The organism is Bradyrhizobium sp., from assembly GCF_049691595.1.
Taxonomy (GTDB): domain Bacteria; phylum Pseudomonadota; class Alphaproteobacteria; order Rhizobiales; family Xanthobacteraceae; genus Bradyrhizobium.
This window is the reverse complement of the sequence record NZ_JBAVNZ010000449.1, coordinates 1-23,492: the sequence shown is the minus strand read 5'-3', so window position 1 is coordinate 23,492 and position 23,492 is coordinate 1. Positions and strand designations below refer to the sequence as shown.

The 23,492-nt window shown below is 62.1% G+C and carries 25 protein-coding genes and 1 riboswitch; of the genes, 10 read left to right on the top strand and 15 right to left on the bottom strand.

What is annotated here, in order from left to right; genetic code table 11:
* On the bottom strand, window positions 1–293 hold a 293-nt coding region (locus WCE35_RS19060), incomplete at its 3' end, for a 2'-deoxycytidine 5'-triphosphate deaminase domain-containing protein (RefSeq protein ID WP_424594881.1).
* 109 nt (window positions 294–402) lie between these two features.
* Window positions 403–482: riboswitch (SAM riboswitch) on the top strand.
* A gap of 71 nt (window positions 483–553) precedes the next feature.
* Here WCE35_RS19060 and WCE35_RS19055 point away from each other — a divergent pair.
* A complete protein-coding gene (locus WCE35_RS19055) occupies window positions 554–1,747 on the top strand; it encodes an O-succinylhomoserine sulfhydrylase (protein ID WP_424594880.1) in 1,194 nt (397 codons plus the stop codon).
* A 68-nt stretch (window positions 1,748–1,815) separates the two neighbouring features.
* On the opposite strand, the gene WCE35_RS19050 is transcribed toward WCE35_RS19055, so the two are convergent.
* Genes WCE35_RS19050 through WCE35_RS19040 form a run of 3 tightly spaced genes read right to left on the bottom strand, consistent with a single transcriptional unit; the run spans window position 1,816 to window position 4,903 of the window.
* Window positions 1,816–2,865 (bottom strand): SGNH/GDSL hydrolase family protein, encoded by a 1,050-nt coding sequence (locus tag WCE35_RS19050; RefSeq protein WP_424594879.1) that lies wholly within the window; start codon window positions 2,863–2,865, stop codon window positions 1,816–1,818.
* Window positions 2,866–2,879: 14 nt separating this feature from the next.
* Complete coding sequence (locus tag WCE35_RS19045) at window positions 2,880–3,638, bottom strand: SGNH/GDSL hydrolase family protein (RefSeq protein ID WP_424594878.1); 759 nt, start codon at window positions 3,636–3,638, stop codon at window positions 2,880–2,882.
* Window positions 3,635–4,903: an OpgC domain-containing protein gene (locus WCE35_RS19040; RefSeq protein WP_424594877.1), complete on the bottom strand. Its 1,269-nt coding sequence runs from the start codon at window positions 4,901–4,903 to the stop codon at window positions 3,635–3,637. The genes WCE35_RS19045 and WCE35_RS19040 overlap by 4 nt, the downstream gene beginning before the upstream one ends.
* A 298-nt stretch (window positions 4,904–5,201) precedes the next feature.
* On the opposite strand from WCE35_RS19040, the gene apaG reads away from it, so the two are divergent.
* Window positions 5,202–5,594: a Co2+/Mg2+ efflux protein ApaG gene (gene apaG, locus WCE35_RS19035; protein WP_424594876.1), complete on the top strand. Its 393-nt coding sequence runs from the start codon at window positions 5,202–5,204 to the stop codon at window positions 5,592–5,594.
* A 486-nt stretch (window positions 5,595–6,080) separates the two neighbouring features.
* Window positions 6,081–6,755, top strand: a complete 675-nt coding sequence (locus tag WCE35_RS19030; RefSeq protein WP_424594875.1) for a Crp/Fnr family transcriptional regulator — start codon at window positions 6,081–6,083, stop codon at window positions 6,753–6,755.
* A gap of 142 nt (window positions 6,756–6,897) precedes the next feature.
* On the opposite strand, the gene WCE35_RS19025 is transcribed toward WCE35_RS19030, so the two are convergent.
* Window positions 6,898–7,548, bottom strand: a complete 651-nt coding sequence (locus WCE35_RS19025; protein ID WP_424594874.1) for a c-type cytochrome — start codon at window positions 7,546–7,548, stop codon at window positions 6,898–6,900.
* A gap of 313 nt (window positions 7,549–7,861) precedes the next feature.
* On the opposite strand from WCE35_RS19025, the gene WCE35_RS19020 reads away from it, so the two are divergent.
* From WCE35_RS19020 to WCE35_RS18995, 6 genes are all read left to right on the top strand, one after another.
* Window positions 7,862–9,337 carry a cytochrome C gene (locus WCE35_RS19020; protein WP_424594873.1) on the top strand — a complete coding sequence of 492 codons (1,476 nt, stop codon included), beginning with the start codon at window positions 7,862–7,864 and terminating at the stop codon, window positions 9,335–9,337.
* A gap of 31 nt (window positions 9,338–9,368) precedes the next feature.
* Window positions 9,369–10,142: an outer membrane protein gene (locus WCE35_RS19015; RefSeq protein WP_424594872.1), complete on the top strand. Its 774-nt coding sequence runs from the start codon at window positions 9,369–9,371 to the stop codon at window positions 10,140–10,142.
* Window positions 10,143–10,245: 103 nt separating this feature from the next.
* The gene (locus WCE35_RS19010) at window positions 10,246–10,848 is read left to right on the top strand and encodes a c-type cytochrome (protein ID WP_424594871.1); all 603 of its coding nucleotides are present in this window, start codon (window positions 10,246–10,248) and stop codon (window positions 10,846–10,848) included.
* 58 nt (window positions 10,849–10,906) lie between these two features.
* Window positions 10,907–11,509 (top strand): c-type cytochrome, encoded by a 603-nt coding sequence (locus WCE35_RS19005; protein ID WP_424594870.1) that lies wholly within the window; start codon window positions 10,907–10,909, stop codon window positions 11,507–11,509.
* 244 nt (window positions 11,510–11,753) lie between these two features.
* Window positions 11,754–12,011 (top strand): type II toxin-antitoxin system Phd/YefM family antitoxin, encoded by a 258-nt coding sequence (locus tag WCE35_RS19000; protein WP_424594869.1) that lies wholly within the window; start codon window positions 11,754–11,756, stop codon window positions 12,009–12,011.
* The gene (locus WCE35_RS18995) at window positions 12,011–12,436 is read left to right on the top strand and encodes a type II toxin-antitoxin system VapC family toxin (protein WP_424594868.1); all 426 of its coding nucleotides are present in this window, start codon (window positions 12,011–12,013) and stop codon (window positions 12,434–12,436) included. Before WCE35_RS19000 ends, WCE35_RS18995 begins: the two co-directional genes overlap by 1 nt.
* Here the strand turns inward: WCE35_RS18995 and WCE35_RS18990 are convergent.
* From WCE35_RS18990 to WCE35_RS18980, 3 genes are all read right to left on the bottom strand, one after another.
* Window positions 12,408–13,475, bottom strand: coding sequence for an Hsp33 family molecular chaperone (locus WCE35_RS18990; RefSeq protein WP_424594867.1), 1,068 nt, complete (start codon window positions 13,473–13,475; stop codon window positions 12,408–12,410). The two genes, WCE35_RS18995 and WCE35_RS18990, sit on opposite strands and share 29 nt — an antisense overlap.
* A 185-nt stretch (window positions 13,476–13,660) precedes the next feature.
* Window positions 13,661–14,587 carry an ornithine carbamoyltransferase gene (gene argF, locus WCE35_RS18985; protein WP_424594866.1) on the bottom strand — a complete coding sequence of 309 codons (927 nt, stop codon included), beginning with the start codon at window positions 14,585–14,587 and terminating at the stop codon, window positions 13,661–13,663.
* Complete coding sequence (locus WCE35_RS18980; protein ID WP_424594865.1) at window positions 14,587–15,795, bottom strand: aspartate aminotransferase family protein; 1,209 nt, start codon at window positions 15,793–15,795, stop codon at window positions 14,587–14,589. Before WCE35_RS18980 ends, argF begins: the two co-directional genes overlap by 1 nt.
* Window positions 15,796–16,294: 499 nt before the next feature.
* On the opposite strand from WCE35_RS18980, the gene WCE35_RS18975 reads away from it, so the two are divergent.
* The gene (locus tag WCE35_RS18975) at window positions 16,295–16,804 is read left to right on the top strand and encodes a GcrA family cell cycle regulator (RefSeq protein WP_424594864.1); all 510 of its coding nucleotides are present in this window, start codon (window positions 16,295–16,297) and stop codon (window positions 16,802–16,804) included.
* A 154-nt stretch (window positions 16,805–16,958) separates the two neighbouring features.
* Here WCE35_RS18975 and phoB read toward each other — a convergent pair whose 3' ends face one another.
* The 7 genes from phoB to WCE35_RS18940 form a co-directional block, all read right to left on the bottom strand.
* On the bottom strand, window positions 16,959–17,660 hold the full coding sequence (gene phoB, locus WCE35_RS18970) for a phosphate regulon transcriptional regulator PhoB (RefSeq protein WP_424594863.1): 702 nt from the start codon (window positions 17,658–17,660) through the stop codon (window positions 16,959–16,961).
* Between the two features lie 98 nt (window positions 17,661–17,758).
* Complete coding sequence (gene phoU / locus WCE35_RS18965; RefSeq protein WP_424594862.1) at window positions 17,759–18,475, bottom strand: phosphate signaling complex protein PhoU; 717 nt, start codon at window positions 18,473–18,475, stop codon at window positions 17,759–17,761.
* An 11-nt stretch (window positions 18,476–18,486) separates the two neighbouring features.
* Entirely contained in the window at window positions 18,487–19,305 is an 819-nt protein-coding gene (gene pstB / locus WCE35_RS18960) for a phosphate ABC transporter ATP-binding protein PstB (protein ID WP_424594861.1), read from the bottom strand.
* A complete protein-coding gene (pstA, locus tag WCE35_RS18955; RefSeq protein WP_424594860.1) occupies window positions 19,302–20,147 on the bottom strand; it encodes a phosphate ABC transporter permease PstA in 846 nt (281 codons plus the stop codon). The genes pstB and pstA overlap by 4 nt, the downstream gene beginning before the upstream one ends.
* A complete protein-coding gene (pstC, locus tag WCE35_RS18950) occupies window positions 20,147–21,139 on the bottom strand; it encodes a phosphate ABC transporter permease subunit PstC (RefSeq protein WP_424594859.1) in 993 nt (330 codons plus the stop codon). The genes pstA and pstC overlap by 1 nt, the downstream gene beginning before the upstream one ends.
* A gap of 102 nt (window positions 21,140–21,241) precedes the next feature.
* Window positions 21,242–22,288 carry a phosphate ABC transporter substrate-binding protein PstS gene (gene pstS / locus WCE35_RS18945; RefSeq protein ID WP_424594858.1) on the bottom strand — a complete coding sequence of 349 codons (1,047 nt, stop codon included), beginning with the start codon at window positions 22,286–22,288 and terminating at the stop codon, window positions 21,242–21,244.
* Between the two features lie 133 nt (window positions 22,289–22,421).
* The coding region (locus WCE35_RS18940) for an ATP-binding protein (RefSeq protein ID WP_424594857.1) at window positions 22,422–23,492 on the bottom strand (1,071 nt) is incomplete at its 5' end.

Below are 23,492 nucleotides of genomic sequence, written 5' to 3'. Positions count from 1 at the left end.
TCCAGCAGCGGCACGATGTAGACGCAATTGGTTTCCAGCACCGCGCCGTCGGCGAGATTGATCTCGTGCAGCTTCAGTTCGTCGATGCGTTCGGCCACGGTCGCGCCGGGACCCGGGAGAAAACTCGCGCGCACCCGGTAGGCGATGTCGCCGAGGCGCAGGTCGAGGCTCGCCGGCTGGATCTGGCTTTCGACGAAAGGGTAGGCCGGCAGGATCAGGCCCGCATCCGCCATCGCCGCGATCATGCGGTCGGGCAGGATACCGTTGGCATCGGGTGGCAGCGTGAACGGCACGAGTGGTCCCTCGAGATGGCCTTGATGCCATCCAGACGCTGAAAATATGGACTTTTACCGGTTATCCGATGGCCGCCTTGACGAAAAGGGCGCGAGGGAATATCAGCGTGACTTATCCCGTGGTGATTTGAGCCGGCCGGCTTGCAGCCACGTTAAACAAGTCGCTAAACAGGCCGGGGACATCTGTGATCCCGGCCTGTGGAATTTTTCCAGGCCGGTTTTTTGTGGCCATTTTGCTGGATGGTCACGATGGAGGTCACATGTCTGAGGCTCATTCCACCCTGCGCTATCGCCCCGAGACCCGGCTGGTGCATTCCGGCAGCCTGCGCTCGCAATTCGGCGAAACGTCCGAAGCGCTGTTCCTGACCCAGGGTTTCATCTACGACAGCGCCGAGCAATGCGAGGCGCGGTTCAAGGGCGAGGATCCCGGCTTTCTCTACTCGCGCTTTTCCAATCCGAACGTCTCGATGTTCGAGCGCCGCATGATCGAGTTCGAAGGCGCCGAAGCCGCGCGCGCCACCGCCACCGGCATGGCGGCGGTGACGACCGCCGTGCTGGCGCCGCTGAAGGCCGGCGACCATGTGGTGGCGGCGAAAGCGATGTTCGGCTCGTGCCGCTATGTGGTGGAAGATCTGCTGCCGCGTTACGGCATCCAGTCCACTCTGGTCGACGGCCTCGATCTCGACCAGTGGCAGCGGGCGATGCGGCCGAACACCAAGACCTGCTTTCTGGAAAGCCCGACCAATCCGACGCTCGACGTGCTCGACATCTCGGCGATCGGCGCGATCGCCCATCGGGGCGGCGCGCGGCTGATCGTCGACAATGTGTTTGCGACGCCGATGTGGCAGAGCCCGCTTGCGCTCGGCGCCGACGTGGTGGTGTATTCCGCCACCAAGCACATCGACGGCCAGGGCCGTTGCCTCGGCGGCATCATCCTGGCGTCGGAAGCCTTCATCGCCGAGCACATCCATAATTTCATGCGCCAGACCGGCCCGTCGATGTCGCCGTTCAATGCGTGGGTGCTGCTGAAGGGACTGGAGACGCTGGCGGTGCGCGTTCGCGCGCAGACCGAGACGGCGTCGAAAGTGGCGGACGCGCTGGCAGGACATCCCAAGATCTCGCGGCTGATCTATCCCGGCCGCGCCGATCATCCGCAGGCCGCGACCGTGAAGAAGCAGATGCGCGCCGGCTCGACACTGATCGGCTTCGAGGTCAGAGGCGGCAAGGCCGCCGCGTTCCGCTGCCTCAACGCGCTGACCATTTCGCGGATCTCCAACAATCTCGGCGATGCCAGGAGCCTCGTCACCCATCCGGCGACCACGACGCATCAACGCCTGACGCCGGAAGCCCGCGCCGAACTCGGCATCAGCGAGGGTTTTGTTCGATTCTCCGCGGGGCTGGAGCACGCAGACGATCTGATCGAGGATTTCGAGGCGGCGCTGGAGAAGGCGTGAGGCTTGGTAGCGAATGACGAATGGCGAGCAGAACCGACCCCTATTCGCTACTCCCTATTCGCCAGAAATCACATCGGCCGATATTTCCACACGTCCGACGGCACGTTGACGCCGAGCCTGATCTGGCCGACCGACTTGATGATGTCGTCGCCGAGCAATTGCGCGAAACAGGCGTAGCCCCAGTCGTTCATGTGCAGGCCGTCGGCGATCACGAAATTGTCAATCGGGATCGCCTGCCTCTCGTGCCAGTCGCGCATCACCTCGAAGCGCGGGAAAATGCCGACGTGACGCAGTTCGGCGACCCTGGACAGCAGGTTCACCATCCTGCCCGCGCTTTCCGCGCGCTCGTTGACCCGCGGCGAATATTGCGGATCGACCAGCACCAGATCGGCGCCGGCCGCCTGGATGCGGGAGATGCCGTCCTCGACGAACCTGACGGTCTCGGCCGGATCGAGGTTGCGCAGCACCGCGTTGGTGCCGACCTGCCAGATCACCAGATCCGGATGCATATCGAGCACCGAGGGTTGCAGCCGCTTCATCATTTCGGGCGCGTCTTCGCCGCCCTGGCCGCGATTGATGACGGTGATATCGGCGGCCGGGTATTGCCGGTGCAACTGCGCTGCGAGCCGGTTGGGATAGGTGTATTCCAGCGCCGTCGCGCCGTAGCCGGAGGTCGAGGACGAGCCGAACGCGATGATCACCACCGGCTCGCCGGCGGCCAGCTTGCCGGCAACGCGCGGCAGCGAGCCCATCGACTTCGCGCCGCCCTTCGGCGGCAGGCAGGGAACGCGGCTGAAGATGTCGCCGGCCGATTTCGCAACCTCCTTCACCTTCTCGATCGCCTTGGTGGCGAGGCTCTTCGGCTGCTGCGGATTGGCGGCATCGGCAGCCGCGACATTGCCCGCGCCCGTCGCACCCGCCGATGACCCGGCCGGTTTGGCGGCTTCGGATTTGGCGGCGGCTTCCGCCTTGGCACTCTCAGGTAGCGCCGCTTGCTGGCCGGACGGCGCAGCCTGCGCGCGCGCGGGCACAATCGATGCCGGCGTCAGCAGCATCAATGCCGCGACGGCGGACCCCGCCAGCCATGCATTTCGGCAAAAAGGGCGCTGACAACTCATTAACGCTAATTCCCTCAATTCTGCTGCGCCGGGTCAAGGCGGGCGGCATCGATCACAAATTTCGACAGCGCGCGGCCGAGGCAGGCATGAACACGTTTGGCCAGTTCAACGCCATGCGTGGTGCTGAACAAATCGAAATCGCCGGCGTCGTTCCAGTGACGCATGATGGTAAACCGGTCGAACAGCGGAACGTCGTGCTGCTGCGCCACGACGCGTATATTATCGAGATATGGCGGCGCGGAAGTCATTGTTTCGGTGCGCGGACTATATTGCAGATTGATCAAGATGACGTCGGTTCCGGCATTTTGCAGCGCAGTGACGCCTTCGTCGAGCGCACTTCGAAAATCGTCGGGATCGATTGATCGAATAGCATCGACGGTTCCGGTCTGCCAGACCACCAATGTAGGCCTTTTTGCTTCCACCAGCTTAACGAGGGTGGCGGCGACTTCCTCGGCCGTCTTCGATGTCTGTAGTTCTACGGAGAGGTCGATCGGTACCGCCGGAAACCTCTCCTTCAGGATCGCCCGCAACCGGGCGGGATAGGCGCTCGATTCCGACGAGGCGATGGTGGAGGAGCGGCTGCCCACGACCAGCACATTCAACGGCTGGCGGCTCTTGATGGCCGCGGCGACCTTCGGCAGCGAACTCTCGCTCGTCAGCAGGTAGGCCGGAACGTCACAGGGCGGGGCAGTATCCTCGGCGCGCGCCGATTCCACGGTCAAACAGCCCGCGAGCAGCGTCAGGCCTAGCACAGTCCCGAAACCGGACCTCATGCATCCCCTCCCGCCATGTCGGCATTGCCGCCGGTGCTTTTTGTTCGCGAGCCACCTTTGTCGGCGGAGTTCTTGTACCACGAAATCACCCACGCCATTCCACACATGATGAGGATTCCGCAAATACTGACCAGCGCGTGCATCGCAGCGCTGCCGGAAATTTCGGCCAGCGCGAAATGTCCCGCGAACGCCAGGAACACGCCGAGGCAGAATATCTCGAGGGAATGCTGACCGCACAGGATCAACGGTCGCAGCCATGGCGATTTCAGTCCCGACCAATCCCTGGGCAGGAAGCGCACGGTGACCGCGGCGAGCGCGAGGAAATGCGCGAAGCGCAGCACGTCCAGATCGGTCTTGTTGATCGGATACATCCATTGCTCGATGCGGCGCGGCACGATGTGCCCGAGCTGCGGCAAATACCAGGTCAGCGTGACGCAGAACGCCGCGAACAGATAGGCGAAGCAAATCCACAGCGTGACCGGCGACGACAGAATCCGCGACATCCGCCGCGCGCCGCCGAGCGCGCACCACGCGCCGAATACGAACAGCAATTGCCAGGCGAACGGATTGAACGCCCAGAAGCCGTTCGGATAGGCGGTCAGATAGAGATCGAAATGCCAGGTCAGGGCATAGAGCCCGGCCGACAGCGCCAGCGTGACGTCGGGCCTCCATTTCATCAGCCACAGGATCAGCGGCAGGAACAGCATCAGCACGATATAGAGCGGCAGCACATCCATGTTGACGGGGCGGAATCGCAGCAGCAGCGCCTGGACGATGGTGACGTCGGGCTGCTTGAGAAAATCCATGATGCCCATTTCTTCGCTATAGAGCGGGTTCTCGAAACTGGTGGCGACGTAGGAAATCTCCGCCAGGAAGATCGTGAACAGGAACACATGCGCGACATAGATCTGCCAGACCCGGCGCAGGATGCGCGCGCTCGCCACCACGAAGCCCGCCTGCAGCATCGCGCGGCCATAGACGAACGCCGCGGTGTAGCCGGAGATGAAGATGAAGATCTCGGTGGCGTCGCTGAAGCCGTAATTGCGGATCGTGAACCAGGTCAGGATGTTGGCCGGCAGATGGTCGATGAAGATCAGCCACAAGGCCAGCCCGCGAAACAGATCCAATCGCAACTCGCGCTCGCCGGCCACCGGCAGCGAAATCGCGGGCGCGGAAATCGCGGGCGGGATCGCGTCGTCCTTCGCGGTCAGGGGCGGCGTCTGGCCAAGGGGCGGTTCGGCAATTTGATCGGCAATCGAGGTCATCAGGCACCGTTTGGGCAGGCGGAGTTCCGCGCCAGCACGAAGACTCTGGTCTTGACGCATTTTCTTCACGCGAACCGGCATCCAATTCGCTGGCAAACGCTATCAAAAAAGATCATACCGGCGCGCGACTTGTGGGCAAGATACGGTTTCATGAGCGCGGGGTTGCGAATTAGAATGGAACTATGTTGAAACGACGATGCAAGACCGCGGCCACGGACGTTCGGCGGAGGGCCCGGCGATTGGTTCCGCCGGGCTTTTTCGATATGATGCAACTTTAGGATTCAACAAGACCGCCCGCATGTACCGCGCCATTACCCGCCAGATCGAAGTGACCGTCGAGCCGAACTTCCTGCCGGAACGTTCCTCGGCCGAGAACCGCCAGTATTTCTGGTCCTATACCATCGTCATCACCAATTCCGGCGCCGAGACGGTGCAGCTGCGGACCCGGCACTGGATCATCACCGACGCCACCGGGCGCAGGCAGGAAGTCCGCGGCGAGGGCGTGGTCGGCGAGCAGCCGGTGCTCGCGCCCGGCGAGCGTTTTGAGTACACCTCAGGCGTACCGCTGCCGACCGCATCGGGCTTCATGTCCGGCCGCTATCAGATGGTCAGCGCGAGCGGCGAACGGTTCGAGATCGACGTGCCGACGTTTTCGCTGGACAGCCCGGATGGCAAGCGGGTGCTGAACTAGGCGAAGCCGTCATCGCCGGACCGATGTAATCGTCATGCCTCGCAGAACTGGCGCGTCTTGCGTTACCGGCGCAACATCGTCATTGCGAGGAGCGAAGCGACGACGCAATCCATTCGTTCTTTATGTGGCGCCATGGATTGCTTCGCGGAGCCTGTCATCGGGCGCGCATTCGCGCGACCCGGTGGCTCGCAATGACGGGACAGAGCGCAGCGTGCCGCCAGCGAAAACGGTGGGCAGTGATTCGATTTTCAAACATCAGCGCTGTTTCACACACGCCTGCGCGATCTCGCCGCACGATCCGCGCGAGTTTTGGCCAGGATGTCGCGCCTTCTGCAATCATCAGAACACGTCTTGATCTGGATCAACGCGCGTCGGCGGGTACCCGCGACATTTGTAAGAACCAAAAGAAAATGAGATCGTCCGGTTGTTTGCGACTTTGCACGCGGCGTTGCCGCAAAGCCGGCCTAAAGGGATAGATACAACGGTATGCCAGGTCGATCGCACGGCAGGGGTTCAATAGCGCCCTTTGATCCCAATGTTTTTCTTGCCGAAGCCGGCTCTGGAAAAAATCTGGAAAGATTTCAAAAGAAACAGAAAATCTATGTTCAAGGCGATCCCGCGGATACGGTTTGCTACCTTCGAAAAGGGCGAGTCAAGGCCACGGTGCTATCCGATCATGGCAGGGAAGCCATTGTGGGGATTCACCAAACGGGGCAGTTCTTCGGCGAAGCCAGCCTGGCCGATGCGAGGTTGCGGACCGCGACGACTGTGGCGCTGGAAGAATGCCTGATTACGTTCATCACAAAGGAGGCGATGCTTTCGACGCTCAACTCCGAACCGGCCTTTTCTGCCTTTTTCGTATCCCGTCTGTTATCGCGGAACACTCGGCTTGAAGAAGACCTGACCGATCAGTTGCTCAATTCGAGCGAACGACGGCTGGCGCGAATTCTGCTGGTGCTCGCAACCTCCGGCCAGGAAGCTGACAAGCCACATGCGCTGACCTTCAGTCAGGATGAGCTGGCCGAAATGGTTGGCGCAACCCGAAGCCGGGTCAGTACTTTCATGAACAGGTTCCGCGAAAAGGGATTCATCAGCTACGATAGCCACAGCGGCAGGATAGAGGTCTGCACCGCGCTATTGCTTTCCGTCCTGGGACTTTAGTTTTTGCTCAGTGTTTGCTTCTTCGCGAAGACGACGCAGCTACGCATGCGCGGCGAAACCTTCCGTGGTCTTGCAAGCCTGTTGGCGGTCAAACATTGCTTGCCGCGTTGCCCGCCTTGGTAGCGTCACTGCCTTTGTAGCGTCACTCCAGATAACTGAGATAGGCTGCGACGGCCCTGACCTGTGCTTCCGTCAGATTGTGCGCGATCGGTGCCATGATTTCCGAGTTGTCGGGCTTCGCCCTGTCCTGGCCGCGTTCCTTGCTCCAGTTCACCAGTTTCCTGAACAGGTAGTCATGCAGTTGACCTGCCAGACGAGGAAATGCGTCAGCGCCTTTGGCCCCTGGCCCGTGACAGTTGGCGCATGCGGGAACCTCGGCTCTGGGAACGCCCTCCTCGTAGATCTTCTTCCCCTCGGCGACGAGTTCCTTTGGCGCTCCCCCCAGCGGCCGCGGATTGAGGTCTTTGAAATGCGTCGCCAACGCCGTCAGCATCGACGGGCTCAACACATGCGCGACGTTGAACATCACGGGATTCATCCGCCTTCGCTCGATAAAAGCCTGCAACTGATTCTCGAGATACTCCGGTTGCTGCCCGGCAAGCCGCGGCATCGGAAAGGATCCACGAAAGCCCTGGCCCGACAGCCCATGGCAAGTCTTGCAATAGGCGAGCTTGGCCTCCAGTTCCGGTCTTGAAAAATCGGCTTTGCTCCCGGTCTCCGCGTGACCCGGCGCGGAGCAGCCGACTATGAGGGCTGCTATTTGCAATGCCCGCCCCAGTTCGTTGAACTTCATGACCTCCCTCCGTTGATAAAAGCCCAGCAAGTCGTCCGCCGTCTCCACAAACGTCGCGCGCAGCGTTCGCTTTGTCTACGCTCATTCCTTGTTGCCGAAACGCCTCACACAGACGAAATCCGATTTGCTGTTCCTTTTTGAACAGTCGCCTTCGCCGGCTCCGACTTAGCTCGGCAGCGTCTTATGTTCTTCCTCGTGCTCTTGCGCGGCGTATTGCGAGCAGATGGGATGGCGATCGATGGGACCCGTTTGCAGTCGTTTCCTGCAATCGCTTGGAAGTCACAGGCTCCTCGCTGCGGTTGAGCTTGTCGCGGTGCTGGCTGGCCTTCTGGCGGTGAGCCTGCCGCTGCCGGCGCACGCGCTCCCGAGTTTCGCCCGCCAGACCGGGCAACCCTGCGGCACCTGCCACACCGATTTTCCGGCACTTACCCCGTACGGCCGAAGGTTCAAGCTGCTCGGCTATACCGCGGGCGGCGGCGAATTTCGCACCACGCCGTTCTCGTCCCAGGCCGGCAGCGACGCGCGCGCGGAACTCGACAAATTGCGCGGCTACGCGAAGGCGATTGATCCTCCGGCGAGCGGCGGTACCAGGGAATACGTCCCGCCGGTCTCGATGATGGCCATCGTCGGCTATACGCACACGCAGGGACCGACCGTTGCGCCGCCGACGGATCCCTACAAGGCAAACGACAATGTGGTGCTGTCGCCGTTCAGCGCGTTCTGGGGCGGCGCCCTCACCGACAACATCGGCGCGTTCGCCCAGGTGACTTATAGCGCGCCAGACCCTTTGTCCGCCCTGTCCGGCACGCCGGCCGACCAATTCAAGCACACCTGGTCGTGGGACAATGCCGATGTTCGCTTTGCCAGGACCGCGCGCGTCGGACCGCTTGACATCGTCTACGGCATTACCGCGAACAACAATCCGACCGTTCAGGATCTGTGGAACACCACGCCGGCGTGGTCCTTCCCCTACGCCGCATCGTCGCTCGCGGCCACGCCCGGCGCCAGCACGATGATCGAGGGTGCGTTTGCCGCCCGCGTCGGCGGCATCGGCGGCTACGCGATGATCAATGACCTGCTTTATCTCGAACTGACCGGGTATCGAACTCTCGGGTTCAACCAGCAGAACGCGCTTGGTATCAATCCGTTCGATGGGCCCGGACAGTTCGGCGGCGTGGCGCCCTATTGGCGCGTGGCGCTCGAGCCGCATTGGGGCAGGCATTCGCTGATGGTCGGCACGTTCGGAATGTACCTCGATGTGCATCCGTGGCTCGATCCAAGCTTCGTGACGGGAACCACCGCCACGTTTCCCCTGTCGGACAAGTTCACCGACATCGGCTTCGACACGCAATACCAATTTCAGGGCGACAATTACTGGCTGACGTTGCGCGGCAGCTATATTCGCGAGTTTCAGCGGCTGGACGCGAGTTTCGCCAATTTTGCGACGGCTAATCCGACCAACCAGCTTAACAGCATGAAGCTGCAGGCTTCGTTCGCCTATGGCGCGGACAACAGGGTCGTGTTGACCGGACAATATTTCGATATCCGCGGCACCGCCGACCCGACCTTGTACGGGCTCGACATCAATGGCAACGCGCTGACGCCGAACAGCAACGGCTGGATGGCCGAGCTTGCCTATATCCCGTTCGGAGCCAGCAAGGCGTTCGGCTGGCCGTGGTTCAACGCGCGCATCGGCCTGCAATACACCTACTACAACAAGTTCAACGGCACCACGATCGGCGCCCACGACAACAACACCCTGTTCCTCCATGCGTGGTTTGCGATGTAGGCGGGCACGTCCGCCTAAGGGAGAATACCCGATGAAAAAGCTGTCCTTCGCAACCGCCGCGGCGCTGGTCGTGACCTTCGCATCGCCCGCGCATGCCGCGGACCTGCCGCTGCGGGCGGAGACGCCGTTCGCCGCGCGCTTCAACTGGACCGGCTGCTATCTCGGCGGCCATCTCGGCGGCGGCTTTGCTCACAAGAACATTACCGACCCCGTACAACTGGTACAGGATTCGTTCCAAGGCCTCGGCTCGACGGCCGGGATCACCACCGTCAGTCCGTCGCCGACCGGCGTCGTGATCGGCGGGCAAATCGGCTGCGACTACCAGTTCGCCTCCTCCTGGGTGGTCGGCGTCGAAGGCGCCGCCTCCGGCTCGACCATGAAGGGCAGCCGCACGGTTGGACTCCCGCTCGGCAATCCCGATACGGCATCGGTGCGGGCCAAAACAGATTTCCTGACGGGGGTGACGGCGAGGCTCGGTTACGCTTTTGACAACGTGCTGCTCTACGCCAAGGGCGGCGCCGCCCTGGCGGGTGACCGATACGATGTCACCGGTTCCTTTGCCGGCACTCCGTTTGGCTTTGTCGGGCTGGAAAACCGCATCGGATGGACGGCGGGCGGCGGCGTGGAGTGGGCGTTCTCGCGCAATTGGTCCGCCAGCATCGAATACGATTATTATCAGTTCGGCCACAGCACGATTGCGATGTCAGATCCGACCAACGTCTTGCTCGGCAATGTCGACGTCAGGCAGAACATCCAGGTCGTCAAGGCCGGGCTGAACTTTCACATCTGGGGGGCAGGCTGGTGATGCCCCGAAGTCGCTGCAATGAAATGGAGCGCATCGAGTCAGTCGGTAGGCGCGGAGACGGCCTATGAATCGCGTCTGTTTGCGGCTGGCATGGCAAACAGCGATGCTGGCGGTGGCGTTCTCGGCGGCCGGTCACGCACAGGATAGGGGCGCGCCCGCAAGGCAAGGCCTGCAGGCCAAGCTGGAATATTGCAAGACCTGTCACGGGCTGTCGGGGCAGGGATATCTTGGATATTTTCCAATGCCGCGACTGGCGGGACAGCAACCCGAGTACATCGAAGCCCAGTTGCGGGCCTTCATTGAACGCAGGCGCACGAACCCGATCATGTTCAATGTTGCGCATGTCCTCAGCCCGTCGATGATGACGGCCCTGGCCGCGCATTTCAGAAATCTCGATCCGAAACCTTTTGGCGGAGCGCCGAGGGGATCGATAGCTACCGGGCAAAGAATTTACGAGGAAGGACTCCCTGAAGCCAACGTTCCTGCTTGCTCGGCCTGTCACGGCATGGAAGGCAAGGGCCAAAATGAAATTCCGCGGCTGGCCGGTCAGCTCTATGCCTATACCGTCGGCCAGTTGACGGGCTGGAAGAAGGTGCGAGGTCAGGGATCAGCGGTTGACACTTCCGCGATCATGGCACCGACGGCGCACAATCTGACGAGGTCGCAGGTTGAAGCCGTCGCCGCTTATGTGAGTTACCTGCAGTGAGTGCCGTGTCGATTTCATTTTTCACCGACCAGTGCATAAGGCGCGAAGGCGTGAGGTCATGAAGCGCATCGGGTTAACAACAGCGATCCTGGCGATCGTTGCCTCAACCTTTCCGGCCTGGGCAGGCGACGGAGAAAGCGCCGGCGTTCGCAATTGCACCTGGTGCCACGGAACATCGGGACAAGGTTTCATGGTCGCGCCGCGATTGGCCGGACAGAGGGCGCAATACATCGAGAGCCAGCTTCGCAGCTTTGCCGAACACACGCGAGACAATCCGTTTTCGAAGCAATATATGTGGGGAGCGGCAGGTGCTCTGCGTCCTCATGAAACGCGTGATCTGGCCAATTATTTTGCCGGGCTGGCTCCCAAGGCTGCCAATGACGGCGATCGGAATCTCGCGGCCAAGGGGCGAACGATCTATCTGGACGGAATTCCGGAAGCCAATATCGCGTCCTGCTATGCCTGTCATGGCCCCAACGCCGAGGGCATCAGGGACATCCCTCGCCTCGGAGGCATGGCCTATTCTTACCTGAAAGGCCGGCTCGAGCAGTGGGGTCAGGGATATCATTCGGGCACCGCATCTCCGATGCCTTTGGTCGCGCGCGCGTTGGGCCCGAACGAAATCGAGGCTCTCGCCTCCTACCTCAGCTTTGTCAAGTAATCGGCGACCCGGCAGCGCGGAGAAGATCGGGCGGTCCGCGCAAGGCCGACTGCGATAGCCGGACATGCACCATCCCCTGCTCCACCCCCGCCTCGTGCGGCGCGAATTGATAGACCGACGGGCAGAACTGGGCGCGCAACCGAGCGGAGAGGGCCCGGTCGGCTTTGAACGACTTCGAACGGCTTGACGGCAGGCGATCGTCGCCCTATTCTAGCTAGAAATTCTAGCTAGTGGAACCAAGCCAATGGCGAAGCGAAGTTGGTCAGTACAGGATGCCAAGAACCGGTTCAGCGAGGTCGTCGAGGCCGCGCGGCGCACCCCGCAGATGGTCACCAAGCACGGCAAGCCCGCGGTCGTCGTGGTGGACGCGGTGGAGTACGAGCGCATGCGGCGCCTGGAACACGCGCAGGCGCCATCCTTTGCCGCTGTTCTGCTCGCCATGCCGCAGGATAACGGCGAATTCCCGCGCCGTATGGTGCGGATGCGCGATCTTGAGCGCTGATGTTCCTGATCGATACCGTCACGCTATCCGAACTGCGCCGGCGAGAGCGCGATCCGATGGTCGTGGCGTGGTTCGAACGGCAGCGCACGACCGATCTTTTCCTCAGCGTCATCAGCATTGGTGAAATAGAGCGCGGCATTGCGCTGCAGCGCGCGGCTGATCCGGGCTTTTCCGGCGCGCTCGCAGCCTGGCTGGACCGGGTACTGGCCCTCTATGGCGAGCGGGTCGTGCCGTTCGACCTGGGAACGGCGCGGCGTTGGGGCACCCTGAGCGCCGCGCGCGGCAATGACAGCGCCGATCTCATGATCGCCGCCACCGCGCTGGAACACGGGCTCACCGTCGTGACGCGCAACGTATCGGATTTCGAGCCCACCGGGGTCGCGGTCTTCGATCCGTTCAGTCGTCAGCCAAACCGGAATCCATAGCAGGCGATGCTTCCACCTCCCCATCACAACCTTGCCCCTGCTCCACCCCCGCCTCGTCCGGCGTGAACTGATAGACCGACGAGCAGAACTCGCAGGTCACGACCACCTTGCCGTCCTTGACCATCCCGGCGCGGTCCTGCGGCGCAAAACTTTTCAGCATCGACGAGACCGCATCGCGCGAGCAGGAGCATTGCGCGTGCAGGGACAGCGGCGCGAACACCCGCACGCCGCGCTCGTGAAACAGGCGATAGAGCAGCCGCTCGCCCGACAAATCCGGATCGATCAGTTCGATGTCCTCGACCGTTCGGATCAGCGACTGGCCCTCGACCCAGGCGTCGTCCTCCCTGACCTCATGCGCGACCGCGCCTTCCGGCGCGTCGCCGGGATGCAGGTCGGCCTGCCGCGCCCGCTCCGGCGCCTTCGGCAAGAACTGCAGCAGCATGCCGCCGGCGCGCCAGCGATGTCTCGGGCCGTCGCCGCCGCGCCATTCCTCGCCGACCGCAAGCCGCACCCGGGTCGGAATCTGTTCCGAGCGCAGGAAATATTCATGGGCGGCGTCCTCGAGGCTGCCGCCGTCGAGCGCCACCAGGCCCTGATAGCGGCTCATGTCCGGGCCCTGGTCGATGGTCATGGCGAGATGGCCTTTGCCGAGCAGCGCGCCGGATTCAAGACCGTCGCGAATTCGGCTCAGATCGTAGCGCGCATAGGCGCGCAACCGGTCCGGGGCCTGAAAGTCCACGATCATGAACGAGACCGGCCCGTCGGTCTGCGTCTGCAGGATGAAGCGGCCGTCGAATTTCAGGGAGGAGCCGAGCAGCGTCGTGAGCACGATCGCCTCGCCGAGCAGCTTGCCGACCGGAGGGGGATAATCGTGCCTGGTCAGGACGTCGTCCAGCGCGGGGCCGAGCCGGGTCAGCCGGCCGCGCAGATCGAGCGCGTCGACCTCGAACGGCAGCACGGCGTCATCGACGGGAATGGCCGACGGCGCGCGGATCGGCGCCTTGGCGGTGATTTTCATGTCGGGGAATTGTGAAACCATGGCACTCTATCTGGGGTCGGAAGGTGGAAATCGAAAGGGGCACACATTCTCCGTCGTCCCGGCGGAACGCCGGGACCCACAACTACCGGCATTCATTGTCACGAAGAGTATCCACCATCGCACAAAACAGAAATACCTCGCGGTATGAGTCCCGGCATTCGCCGGGACGACGGTGATATCGAGGTCTACCCCGCCGCGTCAAAACACCAGGCCAAAATGCCCTTTTGCGCGTGCAGGCGATTTTCGGCCTCGTCGAACACCACCGATTGCGGGCCGTCAATGACTTCATCGGTGACCTCCTCGCCGCGATGGGCGGGCAGGCAATGCATGAACAGCGCATCGGGCTTCGCCAGCGCCATCAGCTTGGCGTTGACCTGATAGGGTTTCAGCACGTTGTGCCGGTGCTCGCCATCCTTGTCGCCCATCGACACCCAGGTGTCGGTGACGACGCAATCGGCGCCGCGCACGGCGGCTTCCGGATCGGCGCCGAGCACGATCGGCGCCTGCGTCGCCTTGATCCACTCCTTCATCGTCCTGTTCGGCGCGAGCTGCGGCGGGGTGGCGACGTTGAGGGTGAATTTGAACCGCTCGGCCGCATGCGCCCAGGATGCCAGCACGTTGTTGTCGTCGCCGGTCCAGGCAACAATGCGGCCCTGGATCGGCCCGCGATGCTCCTCGAACGTCATCAGGTCCGCCATCACCTGGCAGGGATGCGAGCGCCGCGTCAGCCCGTTGATCACGGGCACGGTGGCGTGGGCGGCAAGCTCCAGCAGCGCATCGTGGTTGAGGATGCGGATCATGATGGCGTCGACGTAGCGCGACAGCACGCGCGCGGTGTCGGCGATGGTCTCGCCGCGGCCGAGCTGCATTTCCGCGCCGGTCAGCATGATCGACTCACCGCCGAGCTGGCGCATGCCGACGTCGAACGACACCCGCGTGCGGGTCGAAGGCCGCTCAAAAATCATCGCCAGCGTCTTGCCCTCGAGCGGCTTGCCGCCCTTCTCATGCGCCTTCAGCTTCGCCTTCATGGCGACGCTCAGGGCCAGCATGTTGCGCAGCTCGTTTTGCGGCAGCTCGCTGATGTCGAGGAAATGACGCAGCGCCTTGCTCATCACCCCGCCGCCTTCTTCAACCGGTCGGTGGACAACGCGTCGCAGGCGCGCTCGAGGCAGGCCACGGAATGCTCGATCTCGGCTTCGGTGACGATCAAGGGCGGCAGGAACCGAACCACATTGTCGCCGGCGCCGACCGTGAGCAATTTCTGGTCGCGCAGCGCCGTGACGAGATCGCCGGAGGGCAGCACGGCCTTGACGCCGACCAACAGTCCCTCGCCGCGCACTTCCGAAAGCACGGCGGGATAGCGATCGACCACCGAGGCCAGCTTCTGCTTCAGGAGCAGCGACATCTTCTGCACGTGATCGAAAAAGCCGGGCTTGAGCATGACGTCGAGCACGGCGTTGGCGGCGGCGACCGCCAGCGGATTGCCGCCGAAGGTCGAGCCGTGCGAACCCGGCGTCATGCCGGAAGCCGCCGCCGCGGTTGCGAGACACGCGCCGATCGGAAAGCCGCCGCCGAGCGCTTTCGCCAGCGACATCACGTCCGGGGTGACGCCAAGGCGCCTATAGGCAAAAAGATCGCCGGTGCGGCCGATGCCGGTCTGCACCTCGTCGAACACAAGCAGCAAGCCATGGTCGTCGCACAATTGCCGCAACGCCCTGAAGAACGCATGCGGCGCCGATCGGACGCCGCCTTCGCCCTGCACCGGCTCGATCAGGATGCCCGCGGTGTGCGGCCCGATCGCGCGTCTGACGGCCTCGAGATCGCCATGCGGCACCTGGTCGAAGCCGTCCAGCGGCGGCCCAAAGCCTTCGAGATATTTGGCCGAGCCGGTCGCGGCCAGCGTCGCCAGCGTGCGGCCGTGGAACGCGCCCTCGAAGGTGACGAGGCGAAAACGCTCCGGATGGCCCTTGGCGGCGTGATATCGCCGCGTGATCTTGATCGCGGCTTCCATCGCCTCGGCGCCGGAATTGGCGAAGAACACGAAATCGGCGAAGCTCTGTTCGCACAGCCGCGCCGCCAGCCGCTCGCCATCGGGGCTCTTGAACAGGTTGGACATGTGCCACAGTTTTGTCGCCTGCGCCTGCAGGGCTGCGACCAGATGCGGATGGCAATGGCCGAGCGCATTGACGGCGACGCCGGAGGTGAAGTCGAGATAACGCTCGCCGGTGGTCGAGATCAGCCACGCGCCTTCACCGCGCTCGAAGCCGAGATCGACCCTGGCGAAAACAGGAAGCAGATGCGACGTGGCGCTATTGGTCATGGCCATCACTGAAGGTTTGAGATTGGCCGCGGTGCCTGCATTGGCGCGGGGCGCAGCATCGGCCGGATCTCGTGGAAGCTAAAGTCTCGGAAAACAAAACGTGCCGCCTTTTCAGGGCGGCACGTGATCGGCATTCTATGCTGGCGGCGATAACTGTCAACTCGCCACGAAGCGGCCTTCCTGCACTGCGAGATTAAGGCAATCCGTAAGTTTCCGGTGCAGTGGAAAACTCCTTGCAATGCCTGGATGTCGGAACATGTGGACGCACTGATGCGGACTCTTGCGCGGGAGTCACGCCATATTGTAGCGTTTGGGCTGTCGGGTACGACATCTCGTGCGGCGGTTGCGATCCTCTAAGTCCCACGGTTCGGCGTAAACGTTCGGGCGCGCCATTGGCGTTCGGCGAGGGTTAAGGGATTCCGCCCGCAGGGATTTTTGACAGATTTGGCATCGCAGCGCCGCCCAGGACTGGCCGGCGCGACGCGAAGGGAACAATGCGATGACGGTATTGACCTGGTCCGACGATCGCGTCGAGCAATTGAAGAAACTCTGGGAGGCCGGGCATTCAGCCAGCCAGATCGCCGCCGAACTCGGAAGTGTGACGCGAAATGCCGTGATCGGCAAGGTTCACCGGCTGGGCCTGTCCGGCCGCGCCAAGAGCCCCTCCTCGGCGGCCCCGCGTCCGCGCAAGGCCCGCCCCGCCCAGCACATGATGCGGGTGGCGCGTCCGGCCTCGCGCGGCAACACCGCGCTCGCCCACGCCTTTGAAGTGGAGATGGAGCCCGATCCGATCGCCTATGACAATGTAGTGCCGATGAGCCAGCGGCTGTCGCTGCTCGAACTGAACGAGGCCACCTGCCACTGGCCGGTCGGCGATCCCTCCAGTCCGGACTTCTTCTTCTGCGGCGGCAAGGCGCTCACCAGCCTGCCCTATTGCGCCCATCACTCGCGCGTCGCCTACCAGCCCGCCGCCGATCGCCGCCGCCAGCCGCCGAAGCCGACGAGGTAAGGTACGACATCCAAACGCTGTCGTCCCTGCGAACGCAGGGACCCATAACCACAGGTGCTCGTGGTTATGCCGAGCTGGGGCTCCAGCTCATTTCGAAAATCAATATTTGTGGTTATGGGTCCCCGCGTTCGCGGGGACGACGAGTGGAGAGTTTCTACCCGGCCTTCGCGAACCGGTCATCCAGCGCATAGCCGGCGCCACGCACGGTGCGGATCGGATCCTGCTCGCGGCCGGGATTGAGCAGTTTGCGCAGGCGGCCGATATGCACGTCGACGGTGCGCTCGTCGATATAGATGTCGCGGCCCCAGACGCTGTCGAGCAACTGCTCGCGGCTGAACACCCGGCCGGGATGCTCGAGGAAAAACTCCAGCAGCCGATATTCGGTCGGGCCGAGATCGATCGGACGGCCCGAGCGGGCAACGCGGCGCTTTTCGCGGTCGAGTTCGATATCGCCATAGGTCAGCACGGTGGCGAGGCGCTCCGGGCTCGCGCGCCGCAACAGGCCCTTCACCCGCGCCAGCAATTCCGGCACCGAGAACGGCTTGACGATATAGTCGTCGGCGCCGGTCGCAAGGCCCCGCACGCGTTCGCTTTCCTCGCCGCGCGCGGTCAGCATGATGATCGGCAACTGCCTGGTCTCCGGCCGCGCGCGCAGGCGCCGGCACAACTCGATACCGGACAGGCCCGGCAGCATCCAGTCCAGCACGATCAGGTCGGGAATGCGCTCCTTCAACCTGGTGTCGGCGTCATCGCCGCGACCCACGGTTTCGACCTCGTAGCCTTCGGCGTCGAGATTGTAGCGCAACAGCGTGGTCAGCGCTTCCTCGTCCTCCACCACCAGAATGCGCGCGCTCATTGCGTAATCTTCTCCTTGGTTTCGACCTGTTCTCTTCACGCGAACCGGGTTCCACCCCGGATCAAGTCCGGGACGGACTTTCGCACGAAAACGCGGTTTCAGTTACCGGGTACGGTGGTCGCAAAATCGGTCACGTCGCCCTTCGGACGCTTGTCCATGATCTGCTGGCCCTCGATCATGTAGAACACGGTTTCGGCGATATTGGTCGCGTGGTCGCCGATCCGTTCGATGTTCTTGGCACAGAACATCAGGTGGATGCAGAACGAGATGTTGCGCGGGTCCTCCATCATGTAGGTCAGGAGTTCGCGAAACAGCGAGGTGCAGATGGCGTCGACTTCCTCGTCGCCCTTCCAGACCTTCATCGCCGCCGGCAGATCGTGCGCCGCGTAGGCATCGAGCACCGACTTGACCTGCGACTGCACCAGGTCGGTCATGTGCTCGAACCCGCGGATCAGCTTCAGCGGACGAAAATCGCTCTCCAGCGCCGCGACGCGCTTGCCCATGTTCTTGGCGAGGTCGCCGATCCGCTCCAGATCGATGGCGACGCGCATGGCGCCGACGATTTCGCGCAGGTCGACCGCCATCGGCTGGCGCCGCGCGATGGTCAATACCGCGCGCTCCTCGATCACGTGCTGCAGGCTGTCGACTTCGATATCGGCGGTGACGACGCGCTTGCCGAGCGCGATATCGCGCCGGACCAGCGCATCGACCGACTCGGTAATCATGCGTTCGACGAGACCGCCCATCTCCGCGACCAGCCGGGTCAATTCCTGCAGGTCGCTGTCGAACGCCTTGGCGGTATGCTCAGAAGCCATGCTTGATCTCCTCAGCCGAACCGGCCGGTGATGTAGTCCTGGGTGCGTCGATCGCTCGGCGAGGTGAAAATCTTGTTGGTATCGTCGAACTCGATCAGTTCGCCGAGATACATGAAGGCGGTCTTGTCGGAAACGCGGGCGGCCTGCTGCATGTTATGGGTGACGATTACGATCGTGTAATCAGTTTTCAATTCGTCGATCAACTCCTCGATCTTGGCAGTCGAAATCGGGTCGAGCGCCGAGCATGGTTCGTCGAACAGGATCACTTCTGGCCGCACCGCGACCGTGCGAGCGATGCACAGGCGTTGTTGCTGGCCGCCCGAGAGGCTGAGACCATTTGCGTTCAGCTTGTCCTTGACCTCGGCCCACAAAGCACCGCGCTGAAGGGCCTGTTCAACCCGGCCGTCCAATTCGCTCTTGGGAAGTTTTTCATAAAGACGGATTCCGAAGGCTATATTTTCATAGATCGTCATCGGAAATGGCGTTGGCTTTTGGAACACCATTCCGATTCTGGCCCTCAGCAAGTTCAGATCCAGCCCGGGTTCGAGAATGTCTTTGCCATCGAAGAGCACCTGACCCTCGGCACGCTGGCCAGGATAAAGATCGTACATTCGATTGAGAACACGAAGCAGCGTCGACTTTCCGCAGCCTGACGGGCCGATGAAGGCCGTGGCCATGTTCGCATAGAGCGAAAGGCTGATGCCCTTGAGCGCCTTGGACTCCCCGTAATAGAAGTCCAGGTTTCGAATGGCTATCTTGGTCTTGAGCACAGAGCCATCCGTCAAATGCGGCGCAGCGAAAGGCGCCGGCGTAGCCGTTGCCATGTTCATGATGCTTTCCTCGTTGCTGTCAGCGCGCGGGCCATGATGCTCATTGCAAGGACTGCAAGCGTAATGATGAGCGCTCCCGTCCAGGCCAGATCCTGCCAGTCCTTGTAGGGACTTAGCGCAAACTGAAAAATGACAGACGGCAAACTCGCCATCGGCGCATTGAGATTCGTGCTATAAAATTGGTTATTGAGCGCGGTAAACAACAGTGGCGCGGTTTCGCCGCTGATGCGAGCGACAGCAAGCAGGAGACCCGTAACGATGCCGGCTCTCGCCGCGCGGTAAGCGATTTGTGCGATCATCAGCGATCGAGGCAATCCTATCGAGGCCGCCGCCTCCCGCAAGGTATCCGGCACAAGCGTCAGCATATCTTCGGTGGTGCGAACCATCACGGGGATCACCAGAACGCCCAGCACGACGGCACCCGCCATCCCCGAGAAATGCCCCATCGGACGAACCATCACCTCATAGATGAAAAGTCCGACCACAATCGACGGCGCGCTGAGCAGGATGTCATTGATGAAGCGAACGATGCTGGTCAGCCGGCTGTGCCGGCCATACTCAGCCATGTAGGTTCCCGCGAGGACGCCGATCGGTGCACCGATCACCAGAGCCAACGCCGTCATGATCAGGCTGCCGACGATAGCGTTGAGTAGCCCACCCACTGCTCCCGGCGGGGGGGTCATTTCGGTAAAGACACGAAGCGACAGGCCGCTAAACCCTTGCCAAAATAATACTCCAAGGATCAACGCCAACCAGCTGAGGCCAACAAACGTGGCCCCATAGGACGCGGCGGAAGCGAGTACATTGCGGCGACGACGCCAGGCATAAATTGAGGCGTCCATCAGCCCACCCTCCGCTCGATGCGCAGCAGTAAATACCGCGCTACCGCAAGAACAATGAAGGTAATGACGAAGAGAATGAGACCGAGTGCAATCAGAGATGATGTATAGAGATCGCCGACGGCCTCGGTGAATTCGTTTGCAATCGTCGCCGATATCGTCGTACCGGGCGCAAGCAGGGACGCCGTAATCCTGTGCGCGTTTCCAATCACGAAAGTGACTGCCATCGTTTCGCCGAGTGCACGCCCGAGGCCCAGCATCACGCCGCCAATGACGCCGATGCGCGTATAAGGGAGCACAACATAACGCCAGACTTCCCATTGGGTCCAACCGAGCCCATATGCCGCTTCCTTCAGCACCGGTGGAACTGCATCGAAAACGTCGCGCGAAATCGAGGTAATGAACGGCAACACCATGATGGCCAGAATGAGACTCGCAGTCAGGATCCCGATGCCGAAAGGAGGACCCGCGAACAGCGTGGAAAGTACCGGTACGTTTTCGAAAGCTGCGATCACCGGCGGCTGCACATATTGCTGCAAGAAGGGGGCAAATACGAACAGGCCCCAAATTCCGTAGATGATACTGGGGATGCCGGCCAGCAATTCGATGGCGATACCGATTGGACGGCGCAACCACATCGGACAAAGCTCGGTAAGAAACATTGCGATCATGAGCCCAAACGGCACCGCGATCAGCATAGCGATCAAGGATGTGACTATCGTGCCGTAGATCGGCGCGAGTGCTCCGAACTTTTCAGTGACGGGGTTCCAGCTCTGTGCGGTGATGAAGCTGAACCCAAATTCGCTGAAGGCTGGCATCGCTCCAAGGAAGAGCGAGACGATGACGCCGCCCAGAACGACCAGAACGAAAATCGCCGCGGTTTTCGTAATTTGGTGAAAGAGAATATCACCGATCCTGAGCCTGTTCAGGACCCGCGCCCGCTCTTCAATATCCTGCGCAGCCAAACCAGTCCCCTGCCACGTAGCATCGACCATGGCGCCACCTCTTGGTGTACTCAACAGAGATCAGGTGTGTCCGGAAATACAGCTTCCGAGAACGAACGCGGGGACGCAAACGCTTCCCCGCGTTCATTCACATCAGTTCGCCGCGACAAACAGAGGCTTGCCACTGGCATCCTTGATTTCGGACGACCACATTTTCTGGATCGAGGTTACGACCTTGTCGGGCATCGGAACGTAGTCGAGTTCCTCGGCCATCTTGTCGCCCTTCTTGTAGGCCCATGCGAAGAACTTCAGCGCTTCGGCGGCCGCCGCCGGATCCTGGGGTTGCGTGTGGATCAGGATAAAGGTGGCGCCAGCGATCGGCCAGGATGCAGCACCCGGCTGATCTGTCAGGATAACGTGGTAGTGGTCCGCCTTTTCCCAATCGGCGCTTGCCGCCGCGGCCTGAAACGCTGCCGCGCTCGGTTCAATGGCTTTTCCGTCCTTGTTGATCATGTTGACCGAGGCCATCTTGTTCTGCTTGGCATAGGCGAATTCGACGTATCCGATTGCGCCCTTGGTGTTCGCGACGTTGTTGGCAACGCCTTCGTTGCCCTTTGCGCCGATGCCCGCCGGCCACTCAACCGAGGTATTTGCGCCAACCTTCGACTTCCAGTCGGCACTGACCTTCGAGAGATAGTCGGTCCAGATGAACGTCGTGCCTGACCCGTCGGAACGGTGGACGACGACGATCGCCTGCTTGGGGAGCCTGGCCGAGGGATTGAGCTTGGCGATCGCCTCATCATCCCATGATTTGATCTCGCCAAGGAAGATCTTCGCCAAGGTCGCGCCGTCGAGCTTGAGATCGCCAGACTTCACACCTTCGAGATTGACCACCGGGACGTCTCCGCCGACGACCGTCGGAAACTGAACCAGTCCTGACTTGGCCAGCTCTTCCGGCTTTAGCGGCATGTCGGAAGCACCGAAGGTGACGGTTTTGGACTGGATTTGCTTAATCCCGCCGCCGGAACCAATCGACTGATAGTTCATGCCGTTGCCGGTTTCTTTCTTATAGGCATCGGCCCATTTGGCGTAGATCGGGTACGGGAACGTTGCGCCCGCGCCGGAAATGTCCAAGGCGCGGACGGGCAGAGTCGAAGCGGCCACAAGGCCGGCAGCAACGAGCGTTTTGAGGAAATTCACTGGCTTTCTCCATTTTGAGCGGGGCGCTCGATCATCTCCGATCGCGCTCACGCGGTCCGTTTAGGAGCGGTCAATGCTGCTTTTACGAAGGTTTGATGACAGTTGGATGACAGCGTTATACGACTGAAATCACTCAGCTTTGAGCTGGTATCGGGGTCTTGGTCTGGGGAAAACAGGCGGTAAAAGTCGCGCCATTTTTGGGCACGCTTTCGATCAACAGCCGGCCGCGATGACGGTTAAGAATATGTTTCACCAGGGATAGACCGAGCCCCGTCCCGCCCTGGGCGCGGCTGTCGCCGACATCCACCCGATAAAACCTTTCGGTCAGGCGCGGGAGGTGTTCCGGGGCGATGCCGGGGCCGAAATCGCGCACCATCACCCGGACTTCCGGCGCGCCTTCGCTGGAGGCGGTCCGGCTCAGGGAGACGATGACCCGGCCGCCGGAGGCGCCGTATTTCAGGGCGTTCTCGATCAGGTTCTCGAACAGCCGCAGCAACTCCTCGCGATCGCCCGCGATCGTCACCGGCATCTCGGGCAGGTCGATCTCGATCGCGACCTGCCGTTCGCGCGCCAGCGGCTCCAGCCCGTCCGCGACCTGGCGGATGATCGGCACGATATCGACCGAGGTATCGGGGCGAACGTGAGCCGACAATTCGACCCGCGACAGCGACAACAGGTCGTCGATCAGCCGCGCCATCCGCGTCGCCTGGATATGCATGATGCCGAGAAAGCGCTCGCGCGCCTTGGCATCGTCCCTGGCCGGGCCTTGCAGCGTATCGATGAAGCCCGACAAGGCCGCGAGCGGCGTGCGCAGCTCATGGCTGGCATTGGCGACGAAGTCGGCGCGCATTTCCTCGACCCGGCGCAGTGGCGTCTGGTCGTGGAACGTCATCAGCATGCATTTGTCGGTGCCGCCGAACAGGGTCGGCACCGGCACCGGCGTGATGATCAGTTCCATCCAGCGATCGACCGGCACATGGTCGAGATAGGTGGTGCGGCGTGGTTCCGTGGTCGCAATCGCCTCGCGCAACGCGGTGATGATTTCGGGCGAGCGCAACGCGAACTGGGCGAGCTCGTTCTTGCGCAGCGCCGGCGCGAGCTGGGCGGCGGCGGCGTTGAGATGGATGACGCGGCCGGCGCGGTCGAGCAGCACCGCCGGATCCGGCATGCCGGCAACGACGGCGCTGACGGCCGCCGCTTCGAC

Excerpts from the sequence above, each read along its gene's own strand:
- WCE35_RS19055 (WP_424594880.1), top strand. The coding sequence starts at position 554 with ATGTCTGAGGCTCATTCCACCCTGCGCTATCGCCCCGAGACCCGGCTG.
- WCE35_RS19050 (WP_424594879.1), bottom strand. The coding sequence starts at position 2,865 with ATGAGTTGTCAGCGCCCTTTTTGCCGAAATGCATGGCTGGCGGGGTCC.
- WCE35_RS19045 (WP_424594878.1), bottom strand. The coding sequence starts at position 3,638 with ATGAGGTCCGGTTTCGGGACTGTGCTAGGCCTGACGCTGCTCGCGGGC.
- WCE35_RS19040 (WP_424594877.1), bottom strand. The coding sequence starts at position 4,903 with ATGACCTCGATTGCCGATCAAATTGCCGAACCGCCCCTTGGCCAGACG.
- apaG (WP_424594876.1), top strand. The coding sequence starts at position 5,202 with ATGTACCGCGCCATTACCCGCCAGATCGAAGTGACCGTCGAGCCGAAC.
- WCE35_RS19030 (WP_424594875.1), top strand. The coding sequence starts at position 6,081 with ATGCCAGGTCGATCGCACGGCAGGGGTTCAATAGCGCCCTTTGATCCC.
- WCE35_RS19025 (WP_424594874.1), bottom strand. The coding sequence starts at position 7,548 with ATGAAGTTCAACGAACTGGGGCGGGCATTGCAAATAGCAGCCCTCATA.
- WCE35_RS19015 (WP_424594872.1), top strand. The coding sequence starts at position 9,369 with ATGAAAAAGCTGTCCTTCGCAACCGCCGCGGCGCTGGTCGTGACCTTC.
- WCE35_RS19010 (WP_424594871.1), top strand. The coding sequence starts at position 10,246 with ATGCTGGCGGTGGCGTTCTCGGCGGCCGGTCACGCACAGGATAGGGGC.
- WCE35_RS19005 (WP_424594870.1), top strand. The coding sequence starts at position 10,907 with ATGAAGCGCATCGGGTTAACAACAGCGATCCTGGCGATCGTTGCCTCA.
- WCE35_RS19000 (WP_424594869.1), top strand. The coding sequence starts at position 11,754 with ATGGCGAAGCGAAGTTGGTCAGTACAGGATGCCAAGAACCGGTTCAGC.
- WCE35_RS18995 (WP_424594868.1), top strand. The coding sequence starts at position 12,011 with ATGTTCCTGATCGATACCGTCACGCTATCCGAACTGCGCCGGCGAGAG.
- WCE35_RS18990 (WP_424594867.1), bottom strand. The coding sequence starts at position 13,475 with ATGGTTTCACAATTCCCCGACATGAAAATCACCGCCAAGGCGCCGATC.
- argF (WP_424594866.1), bottom strand. The coding sequence starts at position 14,587 with ATGAGCAAGGCGCTGCGTCATTTCCTCGACATCAGCGAGCTGCCGCAA.
- WCE35_RS18980 (WP_424594865.1), bottom strand. The coding sequence starts at position 15,795 with ATGACCAATAGCGCCACGTCGCATCTGCTTCCTGTTTTCGCCAGGGTC.
- WCE35_RS18975 (WP_424594864.1), top strand. The coding sequence starts at position 16,295 with ATGACGGTATTGACCTGGTCCGACGATCGCGTCGAGCAATTGAAGAAA.
- phoB (WP_424594863.1), bottom strand. The coding sequence starts at position 17,660 with ATGAGCGCGCGCATTCTGGTGGTGGAGGACGAGGAAGCGCTGACCACG.
- phoU (WP_424594862.1), bottom strand. The coding sequence starts at position 18,475 with ATGGCTTCTGAGCATACCGCCAAGGCGTTCGACAGCGACCTGCAGGAA.
- pstB (WP_424594861.1), bottom strand. The coding sequence starts at position 19,305 with ATGAACATGGCAACGGCTACGCCGGCGCCTTTCGCTGCGCCGCATTTG.
- pstA (WP_424594860.1), bottom strand. The coding sequence starts at position 20,147 with ATGGACGCCTCAATTTATGCCTGGCGTCGTCGCCGCAATGTACTCGCT.
- pstC (WP_424594859.1), bottom strand. The coding sequence starts at position 21,139 with ATGGTCGATGCTACGTGGCAGGGGACTGGTTTGGCTGCGCAGGATATT.